This is a genomic window from Chryseobacterium soli, from assembly GCF_000737705.1.
Taxonomy (GTDB): domain Bacteria; phylum Bacteroidota; class Bacteroidia; order Flavobacteriales; family Weeksellaceae; genus Chryseobacterium; species Chryseobacterium soli.
The window spans coordinates 78,601-104,092 of the sequence record NZ_JPRH01000005.1 but is presented as its reverse complement, the minus strand read 5'-3'; the positions used below and the strand labels follow the sequence as shown (position 1 = coordinate 104,092).

At 36.7% G+C, this 25,492-nt stretch carries 19 protein-coding genes and 10 tRNA genes; 24 read left to right on the top strand and 5 right to left on the bottom strand.

The features are described from left to right. Positions 1-513 precede the first annotated feature (513 nt). The 21 genes from IW15_RS13645 to IW15_RS13555 all read left to right on the top strand — a co-directional run bounded on the left by IW15_RS13645 (position 514) and on the right by IW15_RS13555 (position 14,955). Positions 514-586: transfer RNA gene (locus tag IW15_RS13645), tRNA-His, on the top strand. A gap of 8 nt (positions 587-594) precedes the next feature. After that, positions 595-668, top strand: a tRNA-Arg gene (locus IW15_RS13640). Between the two features lie 69 nt (positions 669-737). Continuing rightward, positions 738-809: transfer RNA gene (locus IW15_RS22820), tRNA-Pro, on the top strand. Between the two features lie 99 nt (positions 810-908). Beyond that, a tRNA-Ile gene (locus tag IW15_RS13635) sits at positions 909-982 on the top strand. Between the two features lie 7 nt (positions 983-989). Next, positions 990-1,061, top strand: a tRNA-Asn gene (locus IW15_RS13630). 493 nt (positions 1,062-1,554) lie between these two features. Further along, positions 1,555-1,638 (top strand) — tRNA-Tyr (locus tag IW15_RS22815). Between the two features lie 85 nt (positions 1,639-1,723). Further along, positions 1,724-1,795: transfer RNA gene (locus IW15_RS13625), tRNA-Glu, on the top strand. Between the two features lie 193 nt (positions 1,796-1,988). After that, a tRNA-Leu gene (locus IW15_RS13620) sits at positions 1,989-2,062 on the top strand. A gap of 42 nt (positions 2,063-2,104) precedes the next feature. Next, positions 2,105-2,177: transfer RNA gene (locus tag IW15_RS13615), tRNA-Phe, on the top strand. 49 nt (positions 2,178-2,226) lie between these two features. Then, a tRNA-Gln gene (locus IW15_RS13610) sits at positions 2,227-2,299 on the top strand. Positions 2,300-2,426: 127 nt separating this feature from the next. Next, complete coding sequence (locus IW15_RS13605; RefSeq protein WP_034712219.1) at positions 2,427-2,912, top strand: ribonuclease H-like YkuK family protein; 486 nt, start codon at positions 2,427-2,429, stop codon at positions 2,910-2,912. Between the two features lie 17 nt (positions 2,913-2,929). Beyond that, a complete protein-coding gene (locus IW15_RS13600) occupies positions 2,930-3,310 on the top strand; it encodes a cyclic-phosphate processing receiver domain-containing protein (protein WP_034712217.1) in 381 nt (126 codons plus the stop codon). Positions 3,311-3,312: 2 nt separating this feature from the next. Continuing rightward, positions 3,313-4,335 carry an RNA ligase, Rnl2 family gene (locus IW15_RS13595; RefSeq protein ID WP_034712214.1) on the top strand — a complete coding sequence of 341 codons (1,023 nt, stop codon included), beginning with the start codon at positions 3,313-3,315 and terminating at the stop codon, positions 4,333-4,335. Between the two features lie 40 nt (positions 4,336-4,375). Next, the gene (locus tag IW15_RS13590; RefSeq protein ID WP_034712212.1) at positions 4,376-5,326 is read left to right on the top strand and encodes an MBL fold metallo-hydrolase; all 951 of its coding nucleotides are present in this window, start codon (positions 4,376-4,378) and stop codon (positions 5,324-5,326) included. A gap of 235 nt (positions 5,327-5,561) precedes the next feature. After that, complete coding sequence (locus IW15_RS13585) at positions 5,562-6,134, top strand: metallophosphoesterase family protein (protein WP_034712209.1); 573 nt, start codon at positions 5,562-5,564, stop codon at positions 6,132-6,134. After that, positions 6,124-6,681 carry a 3'-5' exonuclease gene (locus IW15_RS13580; RefSeq protein ID WP_084681433.1) on the top strand — a complete coding sequence of 186 codons (558 nt, stop codon included), beginning with the start codon at positions 6,124-6,126 and terminating at the stop codon, positions 6,679-6,681. Before IW15_RS13585 ends, IW15_RS13580 begins: the two co-directional genes overlap by 11 nt. 23 nt (positions 6,682-6,704) lie before the next feature. Then, positions 6,705-7,256 carry a 3'-5' exonuclease gene (locus IW15_RS13575; RefSeq protein ID WP_034712206.1) on the top strand — a complete coding sequence of 184 codons (552 nt, stop codon included), beginning with the start codon at positions 6,705-6,707 and terminating at the stop codon, positions 7,254-7,256. Positions 7,257-7,695: 439 nt separating this feature from the next. Next, entirely contained in the window at positions 7,696-9,945 is a 2,250-nt protein-coding gene (locus tag IW15_RS13570; protein ID WP_034712204.1) for a hypothetical protein, read from the top strand. 116 nt (positions 9,946-10,061) lie between these two features. Beyond that, entirely contained in the window at positions 10,062-10,874 is an 813-nt protein-coding gene (locus tag IW15_RS13565) for a DUF7825 domain-containing protein (RefSeq protein WP_034712202.1), read from the top strand. Positions 10,875-10,902: 28 nt separating this feature from the next. Continuing rightward, positions 10,903-13,596 (top strand): DUF6493 family protein, encoded by a 2,694-nt coding sequence (locus IW15_RS13560; protein WP_034712200.1) that lies wholly within the window; start codon positions 10,903-10,905, stop codon positions 13,594-13,596. Positions 13,597-13,602: 6 nt separating this feature from the next. Then, positions 13,603-14,955, top strand: coding sequence for an SWIM zinc finger family protein (locus IW15_RS13555; RefSeq protein WP_034712198.1), 1,353 nt, complete (start codon positions 13,603-13,605; stop codon positions 14,953-14,955). Between the two features lie 85 nt (positions 14,956-15,040). Here the strand turns inward: IW15_RS13555 and IW15_RS13550 are convergent, their stop codons facing one another. Then, a complete protein-coding gene (locus tag IW15_RS13550; RefSeq protein WP_034712196.1) occupies positions 15,041-15,487 on the bottom strand; it encodes a VOC family protein in 447 nt (148 codons plus the stop codon). A gap of 86 nt (positions 15,488-15,573) precedes the next feature. Next, positions 15,574-16,458, bottom strand: coding sequence for a helix-turn-helix domain-containing protein (locus IW15_RS13545; protein ID WP_034712194.1), 885 nt, complete (start codon positions 16,456-16,458; stop codon positions 15,574-15,576). A 159-nt stretch (positions 16,459-16,617) separates the two neighbouring features. Between IW15_RS13545 and IW15_RS13540 the strand changes: the two genes are divergently transcribed. Further along, positions 16,618-18,081, top strand: coding sequence for a TROVE domain-containing protein (locus IW15_RS13540; protein WP_228384366.1), 1,464 nt, complete (start codon positions 16,618-16,620; stop codon positions 18,079-18,081). A 209-nt stretch (positions 18,082-18,290) separates the two neighbouring features. Next, on the top strand, positions 18,291-18,947 hold the full coding sequence (locus IW15_RS13535) for a hypothetical protein (protein WP_034712191.1): 657 nt from the start codon (positions 18,291-18,293) through the stop codon (positions 18,945-18,947). 1,315 nt (positions 18,948-20,262) lie between these two features. Here the strand turns inward: IW15_RS13535 and IW15_RS13530 are convergent. Both IW15_RS13530 and IW15_RS13525 read right to left on the bottom strand, forming a co-directional pair. Further along, positions 20,263-20,610, bottom strand: coding sequence for a hypothetical protein (locus IW15_RS13530; protein ID WP_034712189.1), 348 nt, complete (start codon positions 20,608-20,610; stop codon positions 20,263-20,265). Between the two features lie 12 nt (positions 20,611-20,622). Then, complete coding sequence (locus tag IW15_RS13525) at positions 20,623-21,048, bottom strand: transposase (protein ID WP_034712187.1); 426 nt, start codon at positions 21,046-21,048, stop codon at positions 20,623-20,625. A 664-nt stretch (positions 21,049-21,712) separates the two neighbouring features. Between IW15_RS13525 and IW15_RS13520 the strand changes: the two genes are divergently transcribed. Then, a complete protein-coding gene (locus IW15_RS13520; RefSeq protein WP_034712184.1) occupies positions 21,713-23,251 on the top strand; it encodes a SulP family inorganic anion transporter in 1,539 nt (512 codons plus the stop codon). Positions 23,252-23,319: 68 nt separating this feature from the next. Here IW15_RS13520 and fusA read toward each other — a convergent pair whose 3' ends face one another. Further along, a complete protein-coding gene (gene fusA / locus IW15_RS13515; RefSeq protein WP_034712182.1) occupies positions 23,320-25,386 on the bottom strand; it encodes an elongation factor G in 2,067 nt (688 codons plus the stop codon). Positions 25,387-25,492 lie beyond the last annotated feature (106 nt).

Genomic DNA, 25,492 nt, shown 5'->3' with positions numbered 1-25,492 from the left:
GGGGCGTTTTTTGTGTTTTTAGGGCAGAAATTATTTAGAATGAAAAAAAATAACCATAAAAGTGAAAATTTATTAATCAACAATGAATATTTAATACGATAAATAAGAGTGATAACTAACCCGATGAGAGACAGTCATTTAGGTAATTAAAGTATCTGCAATACATTGCGGACAGGAATTTCTATCTCTAAATTTTACATTTAAAATACTGATAATCAGTAATTTGTGTTTTAAATTTATTTGCAGGTTAAAAAAAATCATATTTACTTTGCAACCGAAAATTGAAAGCAACAGGTTTTCAGGATTCAAAAACAATTTAACAAGAAATATAATGAAACAATTACATAACATATCTAATCAGTTTTCAAGTGTATACGGGATTCAGCCGCAAGGACTGGTATGTCTTCTTGATCGTGAATTTATGAATGAAAGGTGCTTATATACGTGGGTCAGTTAATGATCTGATACGTCAAAATATATACAGCACCTCCCAAAAAGAGGTGCTTTTTTTATGGTTTCTTTAGCTTATTTGGTAAAGCGCCGGTCTGTGGCACCGGAGAACAGGGTTCGATCCCTGGAGATACCCAAAGTAAAGGTTCTGTAGCTCAGTAGGATAGAGCGTTGGTTTTCTAAACCGAAGGGTAGAGGTTCGAATCCTCTTAGGATCACAAAAGGTTCAGCAAAAATTTGGCTCCGACTGTCTCTCGGAAAAGAATAGGAAACTGAACCTGAAAAGACTGGAAAGATAACGGAGGTTGTTTACCCGCCTTGGACGCGGGAGGTCGCAAGTTCGAATCTTGCTTTCCAGACAAACGTGCAAAAAGTGAATGGTGAATTTTGTTTCACAAGTGAATTTTTATAATGATCAGAAAAGAAAATTGATTATTTACCACTCACAAATGATAAATGATTTCGTAGCTCAATAGGTTAGAGTGTCGGTCTGATACGCCGGAGGTTGAAGGTTCGAGTCCTTCCGAAATTACAAAAAAGATTTTGTAGCTCAATGGTAGAGCGTTGGTCTGTTAAACCAGAAGTTGAAAGTTCGAATCTTTCCAGAATCGCACATAATGATGTTAATTGTTTCAGGGAGAAAAGTACAAGTTTGTCGAGCGTAGAAGTTCTTATATCAAACTAAAAAAATTAAGACAAGCTTTTCCTTTCTCTAAAAATGTAAGAAAATACATATCAGATACTACAATAGGATTTTAAAAGTCTGACATCTAGAATCTGATGTCTAATAAAACAACCTGATGGTTCGCTGAAGTGGAAGAGTCGGGGCGGTCTGCAAAACCGCTGCATATGCTGAGTGGGTTTGAAATGTGAAATATTCGCGAATTCATTAAAAAAATAAAATTGGTTATGAGTAATCCCATAGCCATCTCAAATAACTAAAATGAGATTAGTTCCAGAGAAAAGTACAAGTTTGTCGAGCGTAGAAGTTCTTATATCAAACTAAAAAAATTAAGACAAGCTTTTTCTTTCTCTAAAAATGTAAGGAAATAAATATCAGATACAACAATAGGATTTTAAAAGTCTGATATCTAAACCAAAAAAGGAAGTGCGCCGGAGTTGGAGAGCCGGGGCAGACTGTAACTCTGTTGCTTCATTGCTGAGTAGGTTCGAATCCTACCACTTCCACGAAAATCAACTGATAATGTAATGTCAGCATGCAGGAAATATACTCTTGTTGTTTAGGTTCAATTCCTAATCAGTTGATTATAACGCTCTATTCGTCTAACGGTCAGGACGCCTGCCTTTCGAGCAGAAAACAAGGGTTCGATTCCCTTATAGAGTACAAAAAGTGAATGGGAAATTTTACAATGGGAAATAATCATTCATACAAAAAATAAGGAAAGAGAAAAGTTTGTCAAGCGCAGAAGATCTTTACAAACACTAGCAGACATAGTTTATTTATAGACAGACTTTCTCAAACCTTACATGATGAGTGAGCATGACGAATGCTGAAATGCTAATTATTCAATAAACCTGCAGGAATGGCGGAACTGGCAGACGCACTTGATTTAGGATCAAGGTATTGGGGGTTCGACTCCCCCTTCCTGTACTCATAATGAATAGATTATCAATAATCAATCATTATCAACCCGGATTAGTGGTGTAGAAGGTCTGCACATTTGTCTGAAAAACAAGAGGTAACCGTTCAATTCGGTTCTGATCCACACAGAATGAGTCATCCACATATGATGACAGATCATTCATACTTTATCCTGATTCATAGTGTAATTGGATAGCACACAAGACTTTGACTCTTGTTGTTCAGGTTCAAGTCCTGATGAATCAACAATAAAATCAAAAGATCATAGCGGGCTGGTGAAAGCTGAACAATCAGTAAAAATAGACCGTCGATACAATGAATAAGAAAATATGACGTATACAACAGAAACGTAGAATTTTAAAAATGTAAAAAAATGGAAACGCAAGAAGAAACCTGGCAGAATATGGACGGAAAATTTTTCCGTCAACCTATCACACAGTTGGTAGAAGAAGCTATTATTCGTGAATTGGCTAATGGGCACAAGCTTAGAGTATGTGTGGGTTCAGACTCTCATGTATATGGTGAGGCTATTAATTATGCAACGGCTGTAGTATTTATTCGGGAGGGGAAAGGAGCGTTTACCTTTATCAGAAAAGAGAGAGCAATACAAACGATCAGTATTAAAGAACGTATGCTAAATGAAGTCAATAAATCAGTTGAAATTGCCTATGCTATCGGATCTGTACTGGAAATGTACAACGTAGAAATGGAAGTACATGCAGATATCAATACCGATCCTGAATTCAAGTCCAATGTCGCATTAAAAGATGCAATGGGATATATTATGGGAATGGGATATATATTTAAAGCTAAACCTTATGCTTTTGCAAGTTCCAATTGTGCCGATATGATGGTGTAATAACAATATAATAAGCGATGGAACTCACAAAAAGGCTTTTATTTCTGGATGATATAAGATATCCTCATGAATTATATCGCTATACAAAACAGGATATTTTCCTTAGAAATGACTGGTATATTGTACGGGATTATGAGGAGTTTATCACACGGATTACAGAGAAAGAACTTCCAGAATGGATTTCTTTTGACCATGATCTTGCATACCAACATTATCTGAAGCCGGATTCTTCAGACTACACTGAAAGAACAGGCTCTGACTGTGCAAAATGGCTCGTAGAATATTGCCTGGAAAATCATACAGATCTTCCGGAATTCTACTGCCACTCAATAAATCCTGTAGGAAAAGAGGATATTCTCAGTCTGCTGGAAAATTTTAAAAAATTAAAAAACGAATAAAAATGATTTTCAAAACATATAACTCAATAGAAAATGCTTACCAGGCCCGGGTGATCGATCAGATCAGAATACAGGGTTTCGGGGATGAGGTTTTCATTGTACAGGAGAAAGTTCATGGTGCTAATTTCTCTTTTTTTACCGATGGAAAGGAAATTAAGATTGCCAAAAGAACAGATTTTATCAAGGAAGACGAAAAATTTTACAATGCCCATCATATGTTGGAGCAATACCGTGAAAAAGTAATTGGTTTGTTCCAGAAAGTGAAAGCCATTTTTCCTGAAACTGAAACGGTAGTCATCTACGGCGAATTATTCGGCGGTGGCTATAAACATAAAGATATAGAACCTGTAAAAGGTGCTGTGAAAGTTCAAAAAGGGGTTGAATATGCGCCTCAAAACGAATTCTATGCTTTTGATATCAAATTGAATGGGATAACGTACCTGGATACAGATGTTTCCAATGAGATTTTTCAGGAAACAGGATTTTTCTATGCTAAAATTATATTCCAGGGCACTTTGGAAGAAGCGTTACGATTTCCCAATGCATTCGAATCTAAAATTCCGGGTTGGTTAGGCCTTCCTGAAATAGAGGATAATATGTGCGAAGGAACCATTGTTAAAACTTTGAAAACAAAGTATTTTGGAAACGGATCCAGAGTAATTCTTAAAAATAAGAATGAAAAATGGACGGAAAAATCTAAGATGGTCAGAAAAGACAGAACAGCCCAAAAGGAAGTGCATTTCTCTGAAGCCGCTCACGAAATTTGGAGTGAAATTCAGCAGTATGCAACCACCAACAGATTGCATGCCGTAACCAGCAAGATTGGTGAATTTGAGCCTAAAATAATGGGTAAGGTCATTGGACTTTTTGCACAGGATATCTTAGAGGATTTTGAAAAAGATTTTCCTAATGTTTTCAATACCATAGAAAAAGAAGAGCAGAAAAGGATCAACAAAAAGTTGAATAATTTGGCGATCACTTGCATTAAAGAAGAGTTTATGACTCTAAAAGTTGAGTTTCGGTAATCCATTACCGAAACTTTTTTATATTTAAAAACTAAAAACCATGTTACAAGCAACAATAAAAAGTCTTCCCAATGAAGACATCAGCATACTCATCAAAGTTCCCAACTCCGGTACCATGTACCTGTGTGATTGCGGTGAAGCCAGTTTATTAACAGTTAAAGAAGCACAGTCGATATCTGCGCTATTCATCAGCCATACCCATATTGATCATTTTTCAAATTTTGACGGAATTTTCAGACATCAGATCGGAAGCGGAGAAAAAGTAGTCATTTGCGGACCTGAAAATATTCAGCAGCAGGTTCAGTCAAGGTTACAATCTTACACCTGGAATCTGGTTGATGAAAATGCCATAGAATATGAAATTCGTGAAATTATTTCTCCCAAAGAAATTAAGGTGTACACGATTAAGCCTCCTCTTTGGAATCTTACATGGGTGAAAAACCAGGATTTTCTTTATGAAGACCAGTTTCTCGATGTTGAATGTACAGTTCTTGACCATAAAACCAATTCTATTGCCTATCTGTTTAAGGAAAAAGACAGTATTACCTTTAAAGAAAATGCTTCCTTATTCAAAAGAGGAAAATGGATCGGAGCACTGAAAGCAGCTTTTGAAGAAAATGATGCAGACCAAAACATAGAGATAGAAGGAATTAATCATAGAGCCGGAGACCTGTTTCATCTGTTGTTACGAACGGAAGGTTATAAACTTGGAGTAATTATGGACCATGCTGCCCAGGAAGAAAATTACATTAAAATCAGAACTGTTTTTAAAGAAGCCGATCTGGTCTATATCGAAACATTTTACAAAGATACGGACAGGGAATTTGCGAAAATCAATTATCATAGTTTTGCCTCTGCATCAGGAAAAATTATGCAGGAATCCAAAGTAAAAGAAGCGGTACCGATTCATTTTTCAAGAAGATATACAGAATCCGATATTGCAGAAATTGAAACGGCTTTTTATGAGGCATTTCGCAGTGATGAGGTGTAGATAATTAAATTTTTAACAACAAAAGTCACAAAAGGATTAGACACTTTAAAACACATGAGAAGTTAAAAATGGTGCGCATAAAGATCACATAAGAGAAAATTAAAGATTTTCTGAAGCTAAAGTGCTCTGTTTTGTAATCTGAAATTAGTATAAATTTTATGTGTCTTAAAAATAAAAGTGTTGAAAAATTCTACACAGCTTTTGTGGTTCAAAACAATTAAACAAATTAAAAAAAATGAAACCAAATATATTTTTTACGGCCGATCATCATTTCGGCCTCCCCAATATTATAAAATTTTCCGAACGGCCCTTTGAGTCGATGGAACAGATGAATGAAGAAATGATCCGAAGATGGAATGATAAAATTGGTGTTAATGATACCGTCTATCATCTGGGCGATATCAGTCTGGGAAAACCGGATTTTACCAAAGAAGTGTTAGACCAATTGAATGGCAAGATCCATTTGATCAAAGGAAACCATGAAGGAGCTGCACTTACCCATACCAAAAGGTTTGAATGGATCAGAGACTATCATGAATTGAGAGTTGAAGAACCCGATAACAGTAACGGAAAACAGAAGATTATTCTTTTTCATTACGCCATGCGTACCTGGAACGGGTCACACAGGGGAACCTGGCAGCTGTACGGCCATTCTCACGGAACACTTCCGGATGACGAAATGAGCCTGAGCTTTGATGTCGGGGTAGACTGTCACGATTTCTGTCCAATTTCTTATGAAGAAGTAAAAGAAATCATGAAAAAGAAGAAGTGGACACCGCCTTTTGCACCAAGAAACAATGAAGACTAAGATGGAAACGACCAATGAAATATTAATTGTCGATCTGGAAGCTACATGCTGGGAAAACGACAGAATTCCTGTCGGACAAAAAGTAGATATCATCGAGATAGGAATATGCGAATTGAATCTGACCACAAAAATTATTTCCAAAAAGCAGAGTATTTACGTCATTCCCGAAAGATCGGAAATCAATAGTTTCTGTACAAAACTAACAGGAATTACTCCACAATTGATCGAAGAACAGGGAATATATTTTGACGAAGCCTGTGAAAAAATTCAGGATGAATATCAATCTGCGAACCTTACATGGGCAGGATTTGGAAATTTTGATAAAGAGCAGATTTTCGAGCAGTGCGATTGGCTGGGTATCGAACCCCCTTTTTCTTATGATTACCTAAATGTAATGGAAGAATTCAGAAACCATTTCAAACTTCAGAAAATGATTGGATTAAAAAGGGCACTGGAATATCTCAAAATGGATTTCGAAGGGAATCACCACAGCGGGGCAGATGATGCCTACAATACCGCCAAGATTGTAAGAACACTATTGGGGTAAATTTTAAATTAAGTAATAAACAAATGAAAACAACAGATACTATATTAATTATAGACCTCGAAGCAACATGTTGGGATGGCAGGCCGCCGCGAGGTCAGGAAAGTGAGATCATCGAGATCGGAGTCTGCATGATGGATGTAAAAACTGGTAAGATTTCTCAAAATGAAGGAATTTTAGTAAAACCACAATACTCAAGCGTAAGTCCGTTCTGTACAGAACTTACTTCTATAACTCAGAAAATGCTGGATGAAGAAGGAATCCTTCTCGAAGATGCATTGGATATTTTACGTGCCGAATATGATTCCGAAGAGCTTACATGGGCGAGCTATGGCAATTATGACCTGAATATGCTGCAGAGCCAGAGCCGCAGATTCAATGTAGATTATCCATTAGGTGATCACCATATCAATGTGAAAACACTATTTGGTGAGCTGCATCCGGGTATTAGAAAAAGTGTCGGCATGAGCAGGGCATTAGGTGAACTCAATATCCCATTGGAAGGGACTCACCACAGAGGAGTGGATGACGCCAAAAATATTGCAAAAATCCTTTACTGGTGCCTGCAAAACAGCTAGATACAGCATGTGGATTTAAAAGAGCTCTCTTGAAAAAGGGAGCTTTTTTGTTGAGCATAATTCTTCCTGTCCTGCGCGAAAAACTGCACTGAAGTATAAATAGAATCACTTTAATTCCAATAATTAATCACATAACTGAAGGTAATCCTTACCTTTGCTTATCTACATAAAAAAATAAGCATGCAGACGCAATAATGAGTCCATGCGATACATAATAAGGTAGATCATAAATGAGAATAGAAATCCTGTTTTCAATTCCCTGCAGCAGAAATTATTTCAGAAAGAAAAGGCGATCCATTCCAGAAAGCTTCCTGCTGCCCATCATAAGAACATCATGAAGTATGACGAAGGGAAGAGACGGTGATAACTATGGATGGAACCCATAAATCTATAGGTTCAGATCATTCTGAACATACTGATTTTTATTATTTACACTACAATGAAAAAAAAGATACGATATACAAAAAGAGATAAAAAAACGACTCTTGATGAAACACAGCTTCATGAGAACATCACCTATCTTAAACACATATATACCGGTGAAAGACTGGAGAAGACAGAACATTACCATAAAGGTGTGATCTATTGCATTTCTTTTTATTTTGCTGATGAAAAGATAAACGATGAAGAAATTCTATTTGAAAATATTTTTCTCAACGGAGTCAATATTATAAGAGAAAAGCAACTCGGAACCTGTAAGCTAGTCCATGAAAGATGCTACAATAAATTACTGCTTGAAAAAGATTTTTTCAGGGTGGAAGATGCTCAGAGACGTGTCATTTCAATGTACCATCACAGCAAAGAAGAATATCACAATCAAAAAACAGTATATTCAGATTCCAATGAAAAACTGAATTTTTATTATTTTGACACTGGAATACCATTGCTTAAAAAAGAGGAAATCGAAAGACAGCTGCAGGAATTTTCAGCCCTCCATCAATTGGAAGTTTCCAGCTCGTATTACCTGAATTTTTTCCCCTTTACCCCATCAGGTGATACTCCGGAAATTGAAACCTGCACTTATTACTCCGGTTTTGGAGAAGAAAGAGAAATTACATTACAGCAGGCTTTTTTTGAAAAAAGTTTCATTAAAAAAGGATATACTAACGGTACTTTAAAGCGTATTGAGCATTTTGTAAAATTTAAAATTTCGGCCATCAGTTATTTCATTGAGGAAGGTGAATCTGTTGCTCTGACAGAACAATATACCGAGCTTCATTATGTAGAAGAGAAAAAAAATGGCTTTACAAAATGGAAGATTGAGCAGTACAGGAATGGTGTTTTAAATGAAACGCTCATTAAAGTTGTGGACCTGCTGGGGAAATGCATTTTCCTGAAATGTACAGATCAGCATGGAAATATAGAGTCGTGTACAAAATATGCCTATTACTATGATTCCAAATATTCACCTCTGGACAGTTTTACCTATGATTCAACCGGCCGGTTAGCATCAGAAACGATTTATGAAGAAGATGGCTGGCATGGTACAGATCATACAATTCAAGACCTTAAAGATTCAGGCTTCTTTGATTCCGAATATGGAAAATACTTCCTCTCTGCATCACCGGAGATCCCGGAACTTTTAAATCCTGTGGTTTCTTACCAATTGGTGTACAAAAATCATCTGGATGAAATCATCACCAAATCCGAAACAGAAAATCTTTACGAATATTCAGTAGAAAGCTTCGAAAATGGAAAACTGGTCAAAAGAATAAATGCTAAGGCTGTTTCTAAAGAAGATTTTAAAGACAAACACTACATTGAATACATAGAAAGCTATCATGATGAAGTAAAAGAAATTACAGATCTTGCTCATTTTACGGACGGAAGAAATAAAATCTATTACAATAAAAGAAAGCAGAATAACTATATAATATACGATTTTATCGTACGAAATGATGATACCTGGAGTATAGTTAAGTTTACAGGCACAGCTGTTTATGACAATTATTTCAGGCTGGTAAGCAGCGTAACCTATGATGCCGCTTCCGGTAATCTTGTTTCCGGAACCAAGATATTTTACCCACATATATCTCCATTATTGGGCTCGGATGGGATCACCGTCAACTTTAATAACAGGGGAGAAGCAGTAAGTTATACAGAAAGAAGTCTTGGAAGGCCACGTTTTTTTTCAAGAGAGTTATTTGAGAAAGAGTATTTCTTCAATGTCAGCCCTGTCAATAACGAATACTACAGAAATATAGAGGACCTCATTCCCGGGAAAGAGGCATTTCCTTTTTTTGATTTTAAGCTGGAAAAAATACAGTACGCTCAGGAAGGATCACATCTGCAGACCGTAGAACTTCTCACTCATCATTCCAAACTGAAAGTGGCTTTTCTGGGAACTTATAATATGTACTATTTTTTGGAGGATGGAGAAAAACTGGAAACTTATACCAATACACTTCACAAAGAATTTTCAAATGTTTTTTTCTATCATATTGAAAAGAAAAAGGGAATTATTGAAGCCGACTGTTTTTATCCGATGGGAATTGATGCCCACTTTACCATAGATGTGGAAACAAGAGCCATACACTGCGACATCATAACCCCTAAAGATGAAGTACGATTTAGATTATTTAAAACTACCGAATTTTCGGAGCTTTACAGCTTTTGGCACGGAGAAGAGCGATTATGGACTCTTGATTTTGAAGCTGAAATTTTAATTGAATTATTGTTAAAAACGTAAATTCTTTATCGAACGCGTAAAACGTTATCCGTCAAAGTTTTAATGTTTTGTTAAAAACTCACTTTTGTGGGATATGTAAATTGATTTTTGTTATTTTAGTTGCCAAGAATCAATTTATGCTCATTGAAGGCGAATTTAAAGCGATTTATTTACACGATAAGATTAAGGAAATTATTCTTTTTCTGGAAAAGCTGATCCCCAAAGAGAAAGAAAAAATTATTGTTATCTTAAAAAACTCCCTGAAAAAAGATCGGGGTCATAATGCTGTTTCTGTTCTGGCCACGTTAGGCTGCAGTAAAAATAAAGGTACGATTGAGCATCGCAAAGTATTGAAGTTTTCTTTGAATGCAGTTAATCTTACCTTCTCAAAAAATCATAGCAGAGTTTTTTTTGAATTGTTTACCTATCTCATTCCCACAGTCCGGAAAATTAGGATATTGGTGTTGAGAGCGAAAAAGCAAACTATCCCCGAAGTTGAAAAAAAATATACATGGAATGCTGTACTTCCGGACGATTGTATGAAACTTGGACTTCCATTTCAGAAAATATACAGTTTATTTATTTCTGCGGAGCTTTTTAGTAAAGATAAACCCTTTTCTGGTACGGCTTTTGAAGCCTTTATCAACAGGGCAGTTGTAGCTGATTTCGACCTCTCCGTATTTGGATTATTGGTCGGGGAAAAGATCAGTTTTGGACTCGCTCAGGTTAAAAAAATAACAAGCGTGTTGTCTCGTTATATTAATCTGAATCCCGAATATAACCAAACTTTTGAAAAACTAATAATTTCTATTCTTACAGCCATCAAAAATCCGGTTTTTAACCTGAAAAAATTGCTGGAGCTTTATTATGAATTAATGAAGCTGAATCATTCCGCGCCTGACAAGGCACTGATTGAAAACCTGAAAGCATGGGAAAAGAAAATAACCTGAAAAAAATTATTCATCAAATTAAAGACTAATGAAAGAGAGACTTTATGAGATCCTTAGTGAGGAAAAAACACATGAGATTATTCCCTTTTTAAAAACACTGAAAGCAAAAGATAAAAAAGAACTTGTTCCGGCGATCAAGAAAATGGATAGAGAGATCAGTAAAATAGTGATGACTAAAAACTCCTATCATACCAGCGGATCTGCTGAGCAACACTCCATCATTGATATTGCTTCGTTTGTCTGTATGGACCGGAAGCATTACGGAAAAGATTACTGGAGCCTGTTCAGGAATATGGAACAGACCAATGAAATTTTGGAATGGGGCTGCCCTGCCTGGTTTTCTGATTTCATCAATGAATCAGTAGATGCTGAATACACCGCTTTCAACTATCAGCATATTATAGAATGGTCTGCGAAAGGATATATCCAGCCTTCTCCCGAACTTTTAGGGAGTCATTTAAGTGATCATCCCCGCGATTTAGAAAAATATCCTGAAACGTTAAAGGTGCATTTCTGGCATCTGTGCGAATTTCCGTCCAGATCCCTGCCGTTTTATAAAGAATGGCTTCCTTTAATTCAGAAACTCATTAACGAAGAAAAAATAGAAAGAAAAAGATTTTTGAAAGAATGCCTGCTGGCTTCCAACAGAAATTTCAATAAAAATGTAACAGGATGGTTCATGGATGCTTTTACAGCATTAAAACCGTCAGACGAAGAACTGATCGAACTGCAGGATGAACTTTTTGCAGGCCTTCCTTCTGTACAGTCCAAAGCCGTCAATACCATTCTGGCCCATCTGAAAAAGATTGTTTCAAGTACCGACTTTAAGAGTGAGGAATTTTCAAACTTTCTCCCGAATTTATTAAGCTCGGAAGTGAAGGCAACTCTGATGGCAAGTTTGGTCCTTACAGAGAAACTGCTGCACAAAGAAGAAACGGATACCGAAAATTTAGGAATGGCTTTAAGTGCTGCATTTGTGAGTAAAGATGAAAGTATCCAATTGAGGACAGCAAAAATCATTCAAAAATATATTCCTGCTTCCGATGGGGTAAAGGTGGCCATTTCTCATTATTCTGAAAATATGCTTGCCAATGCCAGACTGATTCTGGAAGATTATCTGAGTAATGAAGATTATGAACTTGAGGAAGTATCTGTTGAAAGAATGGAATTGATTCATCAGGAAAATGAAGTTCAGGAACCTCAAAATTTTGAAGACCTTATGTTTTTCCTGCCACAGGCTATTGATCATTCCGGAACATATTATTACGATCTTGCATTGTCGGGATTAGTCCGTTTTGCAGGAGATGCAGATTCCGGATCAGTAAAATTAATGGAACCTGTTTTTCAAAAAGCATGTAAAACCATTGCCAAATGGGAAGTAGCTCCTTACAGTATTATTCTTTGCAATATGATTATCAATTATGGATTGATGCTCATAGAGAAATTCCCTTATGAACTGAGAAATCTTGATAAGATCTATAGAAAGATCTTTGACGAAGAAAGTACGAGAGAGCAGTATAAACATTATGATAAAAAAATAGGCCCTATTGAAGGAATTTCTTTTGGAAGTTTTACGATGAGCCCGTATAAAAAAATAGCCGTAGATGTTTTTGATAAAATTAAGAAGGGAAATACGATTCCACTTTTATCAACAGTAACCCATGAACCTTGCTGGATCAGCCCTGCTGCATTGGTAGAAAGATTTGAAATATACCAGAACGAAAACATAGTACCTAATGATTATGATGTGCAACTGGCATTACAGCGTTGTGCGTTGGATAATACTGATGAAGCACTGAAGCAAGCCGAAGAAAAGCTAAAAGGAGAATATAAAGAACTGCTGGTTTTCTTTTTTAATAAGAAAAATACCCCGAAAGGACCGTTTACACATCCTTCATGGTGGATGACAGCAGGAATTACGCGCTCCCCTGAGACGGTTTTTGAAGAATTTAAAGATTTTGGATACACTACAATACCTAAGGAATTCTTCACAGGTAACTACAATTGGATCACCACAGATAATAAAAAGAATTCTTACTATCCGGTTGAATTAAGCATCACCATTCCCAAATACCACTTTGAGAAAAGACAACATCCGCTCTTTTTAGAATATTGTATTGCAGAACAAAAAGACTCTTCCGATATTCCTGCATTGCTGTGGAGTTTCCCCAATACTCCTGCTCATGTAATCGCTAAAATTATTAAAATTGGACTCTTTTATTCAGGACTGTCCGAAGTCTATGAAAGAGGGCTTACCTTAAGAACGGCGCAGGCTCTTCATCAGATAAAAAAACCTTTGGATAGTATGGGATATCTGTTTTTGGGAACCACCTTACTGGATGGTGATAAAACGATTCGGAATACAGCCTGTGAGATCTGGCTGGAACATGTTTCCCTTCAGATAATTGATAATGTCAGGCTTGGGGAAGTAATAGGGTTACATGAAAAACTAGAATGGGCACCAGTAAAACGGTTTACAGATCTGATCCAAAATAATATGATGAATGTAAGCAGAAACCACAACCTTGCGTTAGAAGTAATGATTTCCAGCATACTGTTGCAGATGGAAACGCCTATTACCAACCTGAAAAAGCTTTTGGAAATTTATCACGAAATCCTCGCATTGAATCAATCTAAAATAGATGCAGGGTTACAGGATAAACTCGACAGCTGGAAAGAAAACTCAACCCTAAAGAAAGTCTGTAGTCTTTTATTAAAATAGTTACCCATGGAAGATACACTCATTTATACCTATTCAAGACCTTCGTCTTTGACTAAAAAAAATTCTTCAGAGGAACTTTTTTTATCCAAGTACAGCGAAATTCAGAAAAACACAGATGTACCCTGTTTCTTCTGGGGAAATATTGGCCAGCCTTTCATTGTAGCCCGGTGCCTGATAACGCTTTCCAATATTGTTAAATCCAGTTTTAACCTGTCACCGTTTCAGATGTCGCTTCTTAAAGATCCGATTGTCACTGCTGGGAATGAAAGACTGCGCTTTGAAGGATTTTCTCACTGTGCAGGTGTGTATGCCCGGGTAGACATTCTTCCGGATGCTTTAGACGGTGAATTTCTTGATAACGGAACTACCAATGTAGATTTCAATCAGCCTATGATTACTGCACTGGGAAGCATTCGCCAGAACGAGAAAATAATGCTTTCCGTGGGTGAAAAAGAAGTAGGACTGTATCAGGAAGATCATAAAACAATCGAAAGAAAAGTACCATTGCCTGTAAAATGGATCAAAGGATTGGGTACGGTTCAGATATATCTTTCCGAATCAGAAAAACGGCACACGTTCAATAAAATCCAGACCCAGCAATTGTTTAGGGGTATACCCAAAGGACCCGTAAAAACAGATTATTACCTTATTATAAGAGGAAACAAACCCATGTTTTCTCCTGTAAAATCAAATGATGCCGTTTGCATCGGGGGATTAAACCGTCTGCGCCTGTTGGAACCGTTACTTCCTTATATTGATGAAATGAAAGTATTTCCTCACCCTACTATGCAGTCGACAACCTGGCAGCTATATATGGGAAATGTCCGTTTTAGTTTTTCGTTATCCAGAGAAAACTGGCGGGGATTTTCAGGAGAAGGAGCAGTGCTGGAGAGCCATATTGATGATGTTTCTGATGAATGGACCGAAGCATTGGACCAGTACGCCTATGCTAATCAATCTTTTAATACAGCTGCTTTGGTGCTGGAAGAAAAAATGAGCATTACAAATGTTGAAAGTCTTACAGGGAGACTTGCTGCTATGGGATTATTAGGATATGACCTTGACGATAGAGAATTTTTCTACCGCAGGCTGCCTTTCAAATCTGACCGGATTTCCGGATTGAATCCCAGAATGAAAAATGCAGAAAAGCTGATTGAAGAAGGAAAAGTAGTCATTTTACATGATCAGTATGACAGAACAGAAGCCAGAGTAGAAGGAACCGGTGTACATCATACGGTAATCTTGGACCATGAAAAAGAAAGATGTACCTGCGAATGGTACAGCAAATATCAGGGAGAACGCGGTCCGTGCAAGCATGTCCTGGCTGTGAAGAAAATGATGAACTTAGAAAGTAAATGATATGTTACTATTTAGAAAAAGGGCCAATCTGTTACCAAGTTGGCCCTATAAATTAAAAAATAAACGAGAGAATTGGGTGAATTAATTAATTATTATTCAACCATTCATCATAAGAAATGACACCCAGATTGGGTTGGGATTTTCCTTCCAGAATAGAAATAAATTCCAGTTGATTTCCATCCGGATCATTAAAATAAATAGCTAGAGCCGGCATCCATGCAAAAACCATAGGTTTGTCCATTCCGTCTTTTAAAAAGTTGTAAGGTTTTAAATTCCTGTTTTTTAGATATTCGGCAGAATAATCTAAAATATCCTGCAGATCACATGAAAAAGCGAAATGTCTCGGCTGTAGATTCTCCTTTTGTTCCCATAATCCTAACATAAAATCTTTATCTTCCCCAATCCATAAAAATGCAATAGGTCTGGTTTCATCGAGATGGGCGAGTTTTAATCCCAACACTTCCGTATAAAATTGAATGGCATTATTCAGATTGCTTACCTGAATATGGGTTTCGTATAATCCTTTGATCATGATGTTGTTATTTGAAATTAATACAACAAAGATAGACCAGTCCTTCAAAAGATAGAATAGACGGATTACGGTTTATACAGCCTATTTTACGGTTTTTTTCTAAAGTCTGTCGGAGTTTTTCCTGTATGTGACTGAATGAACCGTGCAAAATGGGCAGGACTCCCGAAGTTTAGTTCATTGGAGATCTCTTTAATGCTTTTTTCTGTATAGCTCAGCGAAATTTCAGCTTCCTGAAGAATCCTGTTCTGGATAACTTTTAACGCAGAATGGCCTAAATGTTCAGCCACACATTCGCTGAGGTATTTCGGGCTGATGTGTAACTGTTGTGCATAGTCGGCAACCATTTTATGCGTTTTAAACTGTTCATCCACCAATTTCCGGAAGCGGTGCATGATCTGAAACTTCCTGTTGATGGTGGTATCTGAGTTAAGAAGACATATTTCACAAATCCGGTTGTATTCATATAAAATCTGTAGCAAGTATAAACGAATCATTTCCATTCCGAAAGCTGCCTGTCTGCTGACTTCCTCAGCAACCTTACCGAATTGGTATACAAAATCTGCCACCTGTTTGCGCTTCAAAGGAAATGTAGGCGGGTAATGGGGATTGATAAACAGAAGATCATTAAGGATTTCATGATTGGCCAGACCTTTTTTAAGGAAATCCTGATCAAATAAAATAACCTGTGCTTCAAATGCTTCCGCGGTTTTTTCCATACCTATCCACGTAGCAGCCGGAATGATAGAAATGCTGTTGGCTTTTATTAAAAATTCATGAGAACCTGCTTTGATCTTACATCTTCCTTTGAGCCCTGCAATAATCATATAAAAGTGGATCTGAACACGTTCTTCCGGGAAAGTATGGTTTTCATCCAGACATAAAAACACAATTTCATCACCCTTCTTCGAAAGATCAGAAGGAAAGTAAGATGCCATGAAATTTTTAATGGAAAAATGTTTTTCGGTTTTCATACAAATAATCCATTACAAAAGTAAACAATAAAAAAATGAAAACTTTTTAGAAAAAATAAAACTGCGCAAAAAGACTGCGTAATTGTGGTTTTACTTTGCATCAGAAATCAGAGAGGAACGATAATCCTTATATGTTTAACAATAAAAAAACAGTAACTCATGAAATTTAATTTTTTAAGAAAAGAGAAAAATGTAGTAATGAACTACGAAGGTGCAAAAGCATATACAATGACTCCTGCAGAAGAACTATATACTGCTGTTGTTACCACAGGATTATCCAATACTACGTATGAAAAAGGGAATGAAAGACTGAACAGAATTCAATCTCTGATTACGAAGAATGATCCTGAATTCGTTGCAAAACTGGCCGTATATGCAAGAAAAGAAATGTATCTGCGTTCCATTCCATTGGTATTGACTACCGAATTGGCAAGACAAACCTCTGGTACCGATTTGGTAAGCAAAACTGTGGACGGAGTGATTCAAAGAGCTGATGAAATTACAGAATTGCTGGCCTATTACCAATTGGCCAACGAAAGAACGGAGGTGAAAAAACTGAACAGACTTTCAAAGCAGATTCAGAAAGGTCTGGTAAAATCTTTCAACAAATTTGATGAATACCAGTTTGCAAAATACAACCGGAAAGCTGAAGTAACCCTGAAAGATGCCTTGTTTTTGGTTCACCCGAAAGCAAAAGACGAAAATCAGCAGATCATTTTCAATAAAATTGTGAGCGATTCATTGCAAACGCCTTATACATGGGAAGTAGAGCTTTCTGTGTTGGGACAGACCCGGTTTGCCAGTGAAGCAGAAAGAAAATCCGCTTTCAAAAACAAATGGGAAGAATTGATCTTCAGTAACAAGCTTGGTTATATGGCAACGCTTAGAAACCTGAGAAATATACTGGAAGCAGGCGTTTCTCCGGATGCGATGTCCAAAGTCTGTCATTATCTGGCAGATGAAAAAGCAGTAAGAAACTCAAAACAATTGCCATTCAGATTTTTGGTAGCGTACAGAGAATTGAAAACAATCGATTCACCCTATCTTTCTACAGTGTTGGAAACATTGGAAGAAGCTGTATTGGTAAGTGCTAAAAATATCAAAGGTTTTGGTTTCGGTACTTCAGTGGTGATTGCGGCAGATGTTTCAGGTTCGATGCAGCAGCCGGTTTCCCCGAAAAGTAAAATTTTGCTGTACGATATCGGACTTTTGATGTCGATGATTCTTCAGTCACAATGCAAAAATGTAATCACCGGAATGTTTGGTGATCGTTGGAAAAGAGTTTCGATGCCTAAAAACAGCATCCTGAGAAACGTTAACGAGTTCTACAAACGCGAAGGTGAAGTAGGGTATTCTACCAACGGATATTTGGTGATCGAAGATTTGATCAGCAGAAGAGAAAATGTAGATAAAGTAATGCTGTTTACCGACACGCAAATGTGGAACAGCAATGGAAATACACATTCATTTGAAAACTCCTGGAACCGATACAAAAGTATCACAATCCCAATGCAAAATTGTATATTTTTGATTTGGCGGGTTATGGAAGACAGCCTTTGGATGTTAGAAAAAATGATGTATACCTTATCGCAGGCTGGTCCGACAAAATTTTCGATGTACTGAATGCCTTGGAAGACCGGAAATCAGCGGTACAAATGATAGAAAAAGTAGTGCTGTAAAAGGCACTGCTTTTAAATAAAAACGAATAACCATTAATTTTTTAGAAGCTATTTCCCGCTTTTCACTGTATCTTTTTCGCCAGCGCTTTTTCCAAAGCCATTGAGAAAAAGGATGCCGTTACAATCGGGGCTAGGAATATAAAACTGCATAAAATGATACAACTTTTTAATGTTATTGAAATTAGCCCACTGAAATATTCCAAAGAAGAGTATGGATTGCCAGAAGTTTCAGATCTACCAAATCCTGAAGAATGGTATAAACAGTGGATAAAAGCCGTTTCTACAATTGATCTTGATTTCCATACAATAGATGGAGAATCTTATTTTGTTGATATTGAAACAATTGATGATAGAAATTTAAAAATTATTTTGGAAGTCGATCTTCAAGGAATTGATTTAGATGATTTTAAAGATCAGATTATGCCATTTGATGGCGGGATTGTTTTAAAAGAAAATGATAAAATTTTAATAAAACCAACTTGTTGTGGAGATATTGGAAATATTAAAGAATGGCAAAGGATTTTAGAAAATGAATCAAAAGAATGGTCAGATCTATGGGTAGGTCACCCTTTTGTTTTCTATAAAAAAGAAAATGGAAAGATCCAATTTTCAGATTATTCAGATTTGAATTTAAATGAATTTTTAGATATAAAGCCAATTTTTGAAATTGATGAATCTAACTTGAGAATTGAATTCGAAAAAGTAAAACAACAACAAATAAAATTTAAAATTAAAATCTCAGAAATTCTAAAGAAAATGAAGATTGATGATTCAGAAAGAATTTCAGAATTAATGACAGGAGTAAAATAATCGACATAGGAAATGCAGGCGTTAAGAAAATAAGATATGCGAACGTTAAGAAAATTCTAGTGTCTGAGCGCAAGTGAAATTTTGAAAACAAACAACAATAGCTAATTTGCGCGAGTTTAGAATTTTTAGAGAGCATACCTTATTTTTAGCCGGAGTTTCCAAGTCTTGAATTTTTGGTTCTTTTGCTTCAAGGCAAAACGAACAAACATAAAAAATTGAGATTGCTTCGTCACTGCGTTCCTCGCAATGACCTAAAAAATAAACCGATGCCGTAAGAAAAGAAATCCTTCGACTTTTAATTGAATATGAGTCTTTTCGCTGAGTTGCTCGGTTTTAAATAACCAATGTCGTTAGCATAAGAGTTTCATCGTCAAACTTCCAATTTGAATATCATTCAAAACTCTTATAACCTGTTACTTGGTTTTTTAATTAAAATAATTTCAACTGCGTAAAAAGAATGCGTACTAAAGCAATAATTTTGCTGTAAGAAAAAACAATAACCATAAAAATTTAAAAAAGTAAGTGTCGTAAAATAGAATTTCTTCGTTTAAGGGGTGGCGATACAGGTTCAAATCCTGTTCTGCAGAAGCAGATGGTGTAAAAAGTAGCACGCTACCAGCAAGTCTCTGTTTGATTTTTTACCTTACTTATAATCTATCGATGCCGTAAGAAAGAGTTCCTTCGAATCCAAATTGAAAAAGCCTCTTTCACCCAATTGCTCGATTTTAAATAAAATACATAACAATAAAAATCAGGTGTCGTTATAGAATCATACCTCGGGATTTGAACATTGGGTCGCAGGTTCGATTCCTGCCCATTCCCTCGAAAAGGAAAGGTAGCTCAGCTGGATAGAGCAAATGCACGGAAGATTCTGCTATTGTTACCTTGATTTATATACAAAGAGTGCCGTAGATAAGGCGTACTTCGGTTATCATTGGTTCGACTCCAAAAATAGATCTGAAAATGATCTATAGTTAACGTCTTCTCGCATTCGCCTCTTTAAAAAACAAACAAGTGCCGTAGGATAATGCTACTTCGCTCATCACGACGCGGTCGCGGGTTCGAGTCCCGTCTCTTCCACAAAAAACACAAAACCAATCGGAAGAGTAGCTCAGCAGGTAGAGCACGATTGCATTTTCAGTATATTGCCTTGTTTTTAATTTATTAAGTGTCGTAAGGAAAAGTTCCATCGTCACCATATTGGGGAGGAACAGCGCAGTCGGTATTACCGGCAAGGCTGTCCGGTTCGACTCCGGCAAAGACAAAGCCCCGCTCTTTTCCTGTTTTTTACCTTATTATAACCAATGCCGGTACATTATGTATCGGCATTTTTTGTTTCATTGATCTCTTCTTCAAACATCTTTTTCCATTTCGCAAGCGTCGTTCGGCTTATTTTATATTTCCTTGACATATAACTTGTCGAAAATTCATGTTTTTTTTGATACTGAAGAAGCTTAAGCATTGTTTTTTTATCGTACGTTTTCAGTTTCTGATTATTTTGTTGGCTTTCTCTCGACTGCTCAAACAATTTATCATTAAACTTCAATACGTCTTCAGTGGTATTCAGCTTTTTGAGAAGCGTTAAGATTTTAGGATCTTTTAATTTGTCCGGGTAATCCTGCTTCAGCATATCCTCATAAATTTTGGTGTAATTGGGGCGCATGATAGAATAGATTTATCCGTTATTACTGTTTTTCTGAAGCCATCGGTGAAGTGTACTTTTAGGAATAGAATACTCCCTGATAACATCATTTTGAGTCATTTCACCGGAATGAATCTTTTTCATAATGAATTCTTTAATCTCCTGAGTATAAATATTTTTCCTGAAGTAAGGAACCTTTTCAGATTTCTGCTGATTTTTGTTAACTGCCGCCGGCGGGGCATACAAGATGAGGTGAGAGCTGTAGGGTCTGAAAAAATCATACTCCAATAATTTGCTCCATCTTAAAAGAAGATCTGTATCTAATGATTTGCTGGTATATACATTTTCAATGAATTTTTCATCCTTATTCAGAAAATTGCAGATCCTTTCCATAGGGATTTCTTTTTCATCAACCCTCTCCTTAATTAATTGCCCTATATATATATCTTTATATAACATGTGTTGAATACTGTTTTTATATTAAACTTTGCACCAAAGAAAAATAGAAGATATATTATTCCTGACGGGAATAACCTTGCTTACCAAAGTAAAGCGTGGTCAGAAATTTTGATAGTAGAGTAAGTAATCACCGGTATTGTAATGATAGCAACATTGTGCTCATTAACCAGTTTTTTGATACAATCATTGATGGTGTCAGATCTTTGTCTGACAATGGCCCTTATTTCAGGTTATTTTATAAAGGTTTCCCTCTATTTTCATCCAATCCGTTTACTAAAACCCATATTTTTCAAACTTTCTATTCGGTTGTCAAGTATGAATAACATATAACCTATTAAAGCTCTCTCATGCCATTTTATTTTGTAATTACTAATTAGTAACCTAATGATGAGTGTATTAGATTACGGTACTTCTAACTATTTAATTATAATAAATAATTGTCTTGTCTGTTTTCAAATTTAGAGAAAAAAAATAGAAGTTAATTCACAAAATGGGTTAAAAATTTCATTATAAACGTAAATTAAAGAAATATTTACGCAATAACTATATGAATATGTGAATTATTTCAACGGTGTTTTGTTTGATAAATAGCAATATAAATAGCAAAAGAGTATGGATAATAAAAATTGTGTACCATCGTACAAGTGCCTACCTTTGTGCTTCAATGAAAAATACGATCAGCTTTTTCGACCTTTCGAAAAAAATAAATTATAAGAATGAATTGCTTGCAGGCTTTACAGTAGCCATGACAATGATTCCGGAATCTCTTTCCTTTGCTATTCTGGCAGGACTTTCTCCGTTGATAGGATTGTATGCAGCCTTTCTGATGGGAATTGTGACGGCTGTTTTAGGTGGCCGCCCGGGAATGGTTTCCGGTGGAGCAGGAGCAACCATCGTTGTACTCATAGCCCTGATAAAATCTCATGGTACTGAATATCTTTTTGCTACAGTAATTCTTGCAGGAATTTTCCAGCTTCTGGTAGGAGTTTTTAAGCTTGGGAAATTTGTGAGGCTCATTCCGCAACCGGTTATGTATGGTTTTTTGAACGGGCTTGCGGTGATCATATTTATGGCACAGATCGAACAGTTTAAAATTACAGACAGCAGCGGAACCGTAAGCTGGATGCAGGGAACTACCTTATATATAATGGCTGGTCTGGCAGCGCTTACAGCAGCGATTGTTTACTTTTTTCCTAAAATAACAAAAGTGGTTCCTGCTTCTTTAGCTGCTATTCTGATTGTCTTTGCTATTGTTGTAGGCTTTAATATCAATACCAAAACTGTGGCCGATATTGCTCATATCAGTGGTAGTTTGCCAAGTTTTCATATTCCTAAAATTCCTTTTTCACTGGAAACATTACAGATTATTTTTCCCTATGCCTTAATTATGGCAGGAGTGGGCCTTATAGAATCACTTCTTACTTTATCGATGGTAGATGAAATTACCAACTCTAAAGGAAATACAAACCGCGAATCGATTGCGCAGGGAGTTGCCAATATGACGAACGGCTTTTTCGGAGGAATGGGCGGATGTGCTATGGTGGCTCAAACGCTGGTAAATCTTAATGCAGGTTCAAGAGCCCGTTTATCAGGGATTATTGCATCAATCACCATTCTGATAATTATCCTGTTTGGTGCCCCTTTTATAGAAAAAATTCCGATGGCTGCGTTGGTTGGGGTAATGATGATGGTTGCCATCAGTACTTTTCAGTGGGTATCCATTAGAATTGTAGGTAAAATGCCGAAATCCGATATTTTTGTAGGGGTTTTAGTCGCCTTGATCACCATTGTTCTGCATAATCTTGCATTAGCTGTTTTGGTGGGAGTTATTATTGCCGCTTTGGTTTTTGCCTGGGACAATGCCAAGAGAATCCGTGCGAAAAAATATATTGATGAAAATGGAATTAAGCATTACGAAATATCCGGTCCCTTATTTTTTGGATCTGTAATGGCTTTTTCGGATAAATTTGATCCTATCAATGATCCGGATGAAGTCCTGGTAGATTTCAAAGAAAGCCGGATTGTAGATATGAGTGCTGTTGATGCTTTGGATAAACTTTCGAAAAGATATCAGCAACACAATAAAACCATTCGTTTACGCCATTTGAGTGAAGATTGCCGTGCTATATTAAAAAATGCAGAAGCAGTTATTGAAGTGAATATTCAGGAAGATCCTACCTATAAAGTGATGCCTGAAAAATAGAAAAATAGAAATAACATAGAATATAATAGCCAAACGAGGACTGTAAATTATTTTACAGCCCTCGTGTTTTAGGTTATTATTACATTGGAAATGAAATCAGGTACTATAACATAGTGTGATAATTTCATGCTGAGCGTAGCTCTTCCGCTCGTCAGCGTTCTCAGATCCGAAATATATCCGAAAGTAGAAGCTAAAGGAACTTCTGCAGTGAATATTTTTCTTCCCGATTTTTCATCAATAGAATTGATGATTCCTCTTCTTTTGTTGATATCCGCAGTTACAGCGCCCGTATATTCCTCTATACTCTGAATTTCAATCTGCATAATCGGTTCCAATAGTTTTGGCTTACAAGTTTTAGCCGCCGCTTTGAATCCGTCTCTTGCCGCCAGTTCAAAATCAAATGCTGCAGAATCCTGAGCATGTGCAGAACCATCAAGAAGCGTAATTTTCATTCCTTCAAGAGGGTAGCCGTTCAATGGACCATGTTCCATCGCTTGCCTGAATCCCTTTTCAATATAAGGAATAAACTCGCCAGGAACTGCACCTCCCTTAATGAGATTAATGAATTCCAGTCCAGGCAGATTATTGTCACTGGGACCTATTTCAAAAGTGATATCCGCAAACTGCCCATTCCCTCCATTTTGTTTGGAAAGCTTTTCTCTATGGATTCTCGTTTCTGTTAAAATCTCTTTGTAAGAAACTTTAGGTTTGCCCTGATTAATCTCAATGCCATGGTTCAACCTGATCTTTTCCAACGTAACTTCAAGATGCAATTCTCCCAAGCCACTCAACAAAGTTTCGCCTGTTTGCTTGTCTCTTTCAACAACCAGCGAAGGATCCTCTTCCTGAATTTTGGCTAGCACCAACCCGAAAGACTTTTCGTCATGATTCGTTTTGGGTTCTATGGAAACCCGGATCACAGGAGCAGGAATCGTAATAGATTCAAGGAGGATAGATTTTCCGATAGCAGATAAAGAATCCCCTGTCTTGGCATCTTTTATTCCGGTTAAAGCTACGATGTCCCCTGCTTTTCCTTCATTCATAGATAACGTTTTGTCAGACTGCATCTGTAAAATCCTTGACACTCTGTGAGTTTCCCCTGTTCTTACATTTACGATCATATCCCCGGATTTTATGTTTCCTGAATAAATTCGCAGCATAGCCAGTTTTCCCATATGTTTATCGATAACCACTTTAAAAACCAATCCTGCAAAAGAAGCCTCTTCATTTCGTTCCAGTTCCATGGTTTCTCCTGTCATCGGATTTTTCCCTTGTATGAAAGGAAGCTGGTCCGGAGACGGCAGATAATTAACAATAGCATCGAGCAGCGGCTGAACTCCTTTATTTTTAAATGCAGATCCGCATAAAACGGGAACTACAGCTCTTGACAAACAAACTCTCCGGATACTTTCAAAAATAAATTCATCAGAAACTGTATTTTCAGAAACCATACATGCTTCAAAAAATATCTCGTCAAACTCTGCTAATATTTCCATCAGTTTCATTCTGTATTCATCCGCTTCTACTTGGTAGACTTCAGGAATTTCTTTTTCAAGGATTGTTTCTCCATTTTCATTGGCCCAATACAGCGCTTTTTGAGTAAGCAGATCAATTACACCTTCAAAACTGTCTTCAGAACCCATGGGAATTTGTAAAGCCAGGGGTGTAGTATTCAGCTTCATTTCAATCTCTTTCAGAACGGCAAAGAAATCGGCGCCTATCCTGTCCATTTTGTTGATAAAGCAAATTTTTGAAATGCTATGTTTTTCAGCCTGAAACCATACATTTTCAGTTTGTGGCTGAACGCCTGAAGAAGCACAGAACACCGCTATAACGCTGTCTAAAACTCTTAATGAACGCTCAACTTCCACCGCAAAATCAATATGCCCGGGAGTGTCGATAATGTTGATATTATACACCTGCTGATCCTTTTTCCATTGCGTAGAAATAGCTGCCGATGAAATGGTAATTCCTCGGTTTTTCTCCTGAATATCTTTATCCATCGTTGTATTTCCATCATCTACGTTTCCGAGTTTATGAATTAATCCGGTGTAATACAGTAAGCGTTCCGTTAAAGTTGTTTTTCCAGCATCTACATGTGCTATGATCCCTATATTTCGAGTATTATATTTCATTTTTTTTAATTAAATAGTTGATTTTAAGATTCCTGGAATGGAATCCCTTTAATGTGAGAATCGGGAAATAGGGTAGCAAAAAAGACCTATCTGGATAGAAAGGCCT

What these genes read in the sequence shown, in the direction of transcription:
- IW15_RS13520 (WP_034712184.1), top strand. Translation starts at nt 21,713, where the DNA reads ATGAAAAATACGATCAGCTTTTTCGACCTTTCGAAAAAAATAAATTAT.
- IW15_RS13550 (WP_034712196.1), bottom strand. Translation starts at nt 15,487, where the DNA reads ATGATCAAAGGATTATACGAAACCCATATTCAGGTAAGCAATCTGAAT.
- IW15_RS13555 (WP_034712198.1), top strand. Translation starts at nt 13,603, where the DNA reads ATGGAAGATACACTCATTTATACCTATTCAAGACCTTCGTCTTTGACT.
- IW15_RS13585 (WP_034712209.1), top strand. Translation starts at nt 5,562, where the DNA reads ATGAAACCAAATATATTTTTTACGGCCGATCATCATTTCGGCCTCCCC.
- fusA (WP_034712182.1), bottom strand. Translation starts at nt 25,386, where the DNA reads ATGAAATATAATACTCGAAATATAGGGATCATAGCACATGTAGATGCT.
- IW15_RS13590 (WP_034712212.1), top strand. Translation starts at nt 4,376, where the DNA reads ATGTTACAAGCAACAATAAAAAGTCTTCCCAATGAAGACATCAGCATA.
- IW15_RS13545 (WP_034712194.1), bottom strand. Translation starts at nt 16,458, where the DNA reads ATGAAAACCGAAAAACATTTTTCCATTAAAAATTTCATGGCATCTTAC.
- IW15_RS13530 (WP_034712189.1), bottom strand. Translation starts at nt 20,610, where the DNA reads ATGCGCCCCAATTACACCAAAATTTATGAGGATATGCTGAAGCAGGAT.
- IW15_RS13595 (WP_034712214.1), top strand. Translation starts at nt 3,313, where the DNA reads ATGATTTTCAAAACATATAACTCAATAGAAAATGCTTACCAGGCCCGG.
- IW15_RS13565 (WP_034712202.1), top strand. Translation starts at nt 10,062, where the DNA reads ATGCTCATTGAAGGCGAATTTAAAGCGATTTATTTACACGATAAGATT.
- IW15_RS13525 (WP_034712187.1), bottom strand. Translation starts at nt 21,048, where the DNA reads ATGTTATATAAAGATATATATATAGGGCAATTAATTAAGGAGAGGGTT.
- IW15_RS13570 (WP_034712204.1), top strand. Translation starts at nt 7,696, where the DNA reads ATGAAAAAAAAGATACGATATACAAAAAGAGATAAAAAAACGACTCTT.
- IW15_RS13575 (WP_034712206.1), top strand. Translation starts at nt 6,705, where the DNA reads ATGAAAACAACAGATACTATATTAATTATAGACCTCGAAGCAACATGT.
- IW15_RS13535 (WP_034712191.1), top strand. Translation starts at nt 18,291, where the DNA reads ATGATACAACTTTTTAATGTTATTGAAATTAGCCCACTGAAATATTCC.
- IW15_RS13600 (WP_034712217.1), top strand. Translation starts at nt 2,930, where the DNA reads ATGGAACTCACAAAAAGGCTTTTATTTCTGGATGATATAAGATATCCT.
- IW15_RS13540 (WP_228384366.1), top strand. Translation starts at nt 16,618, where the DNA reads ATGAAATTTAATTTTTTAAGAAAAGAGAAAAATGTAGTAATGAACTAC.
- IW15_RS13605 (WP_034712219.1), top strand. Translation starts at nt 2,427, where the DNA reads ATGGAAACGCAAGAAGAAACCTGGCAGAATATGGACGGAAAATTTTTC.
- IW15_RS13560 (WP_034712200.1), top strand. Translation starts at nt 10,903, where the DNA reads ATGAAAGAGAGACTTTATGAGATCCTTAGTGAGGAAAAAACACATGAG.
- IW15_RS13580 (WP_084681433.1), top strand. Translation starts at nt 6,124, where the DNA reads ATGAAGACTAAGATGGAAACGACCAATGAAATATTAATTGTCGATCTG.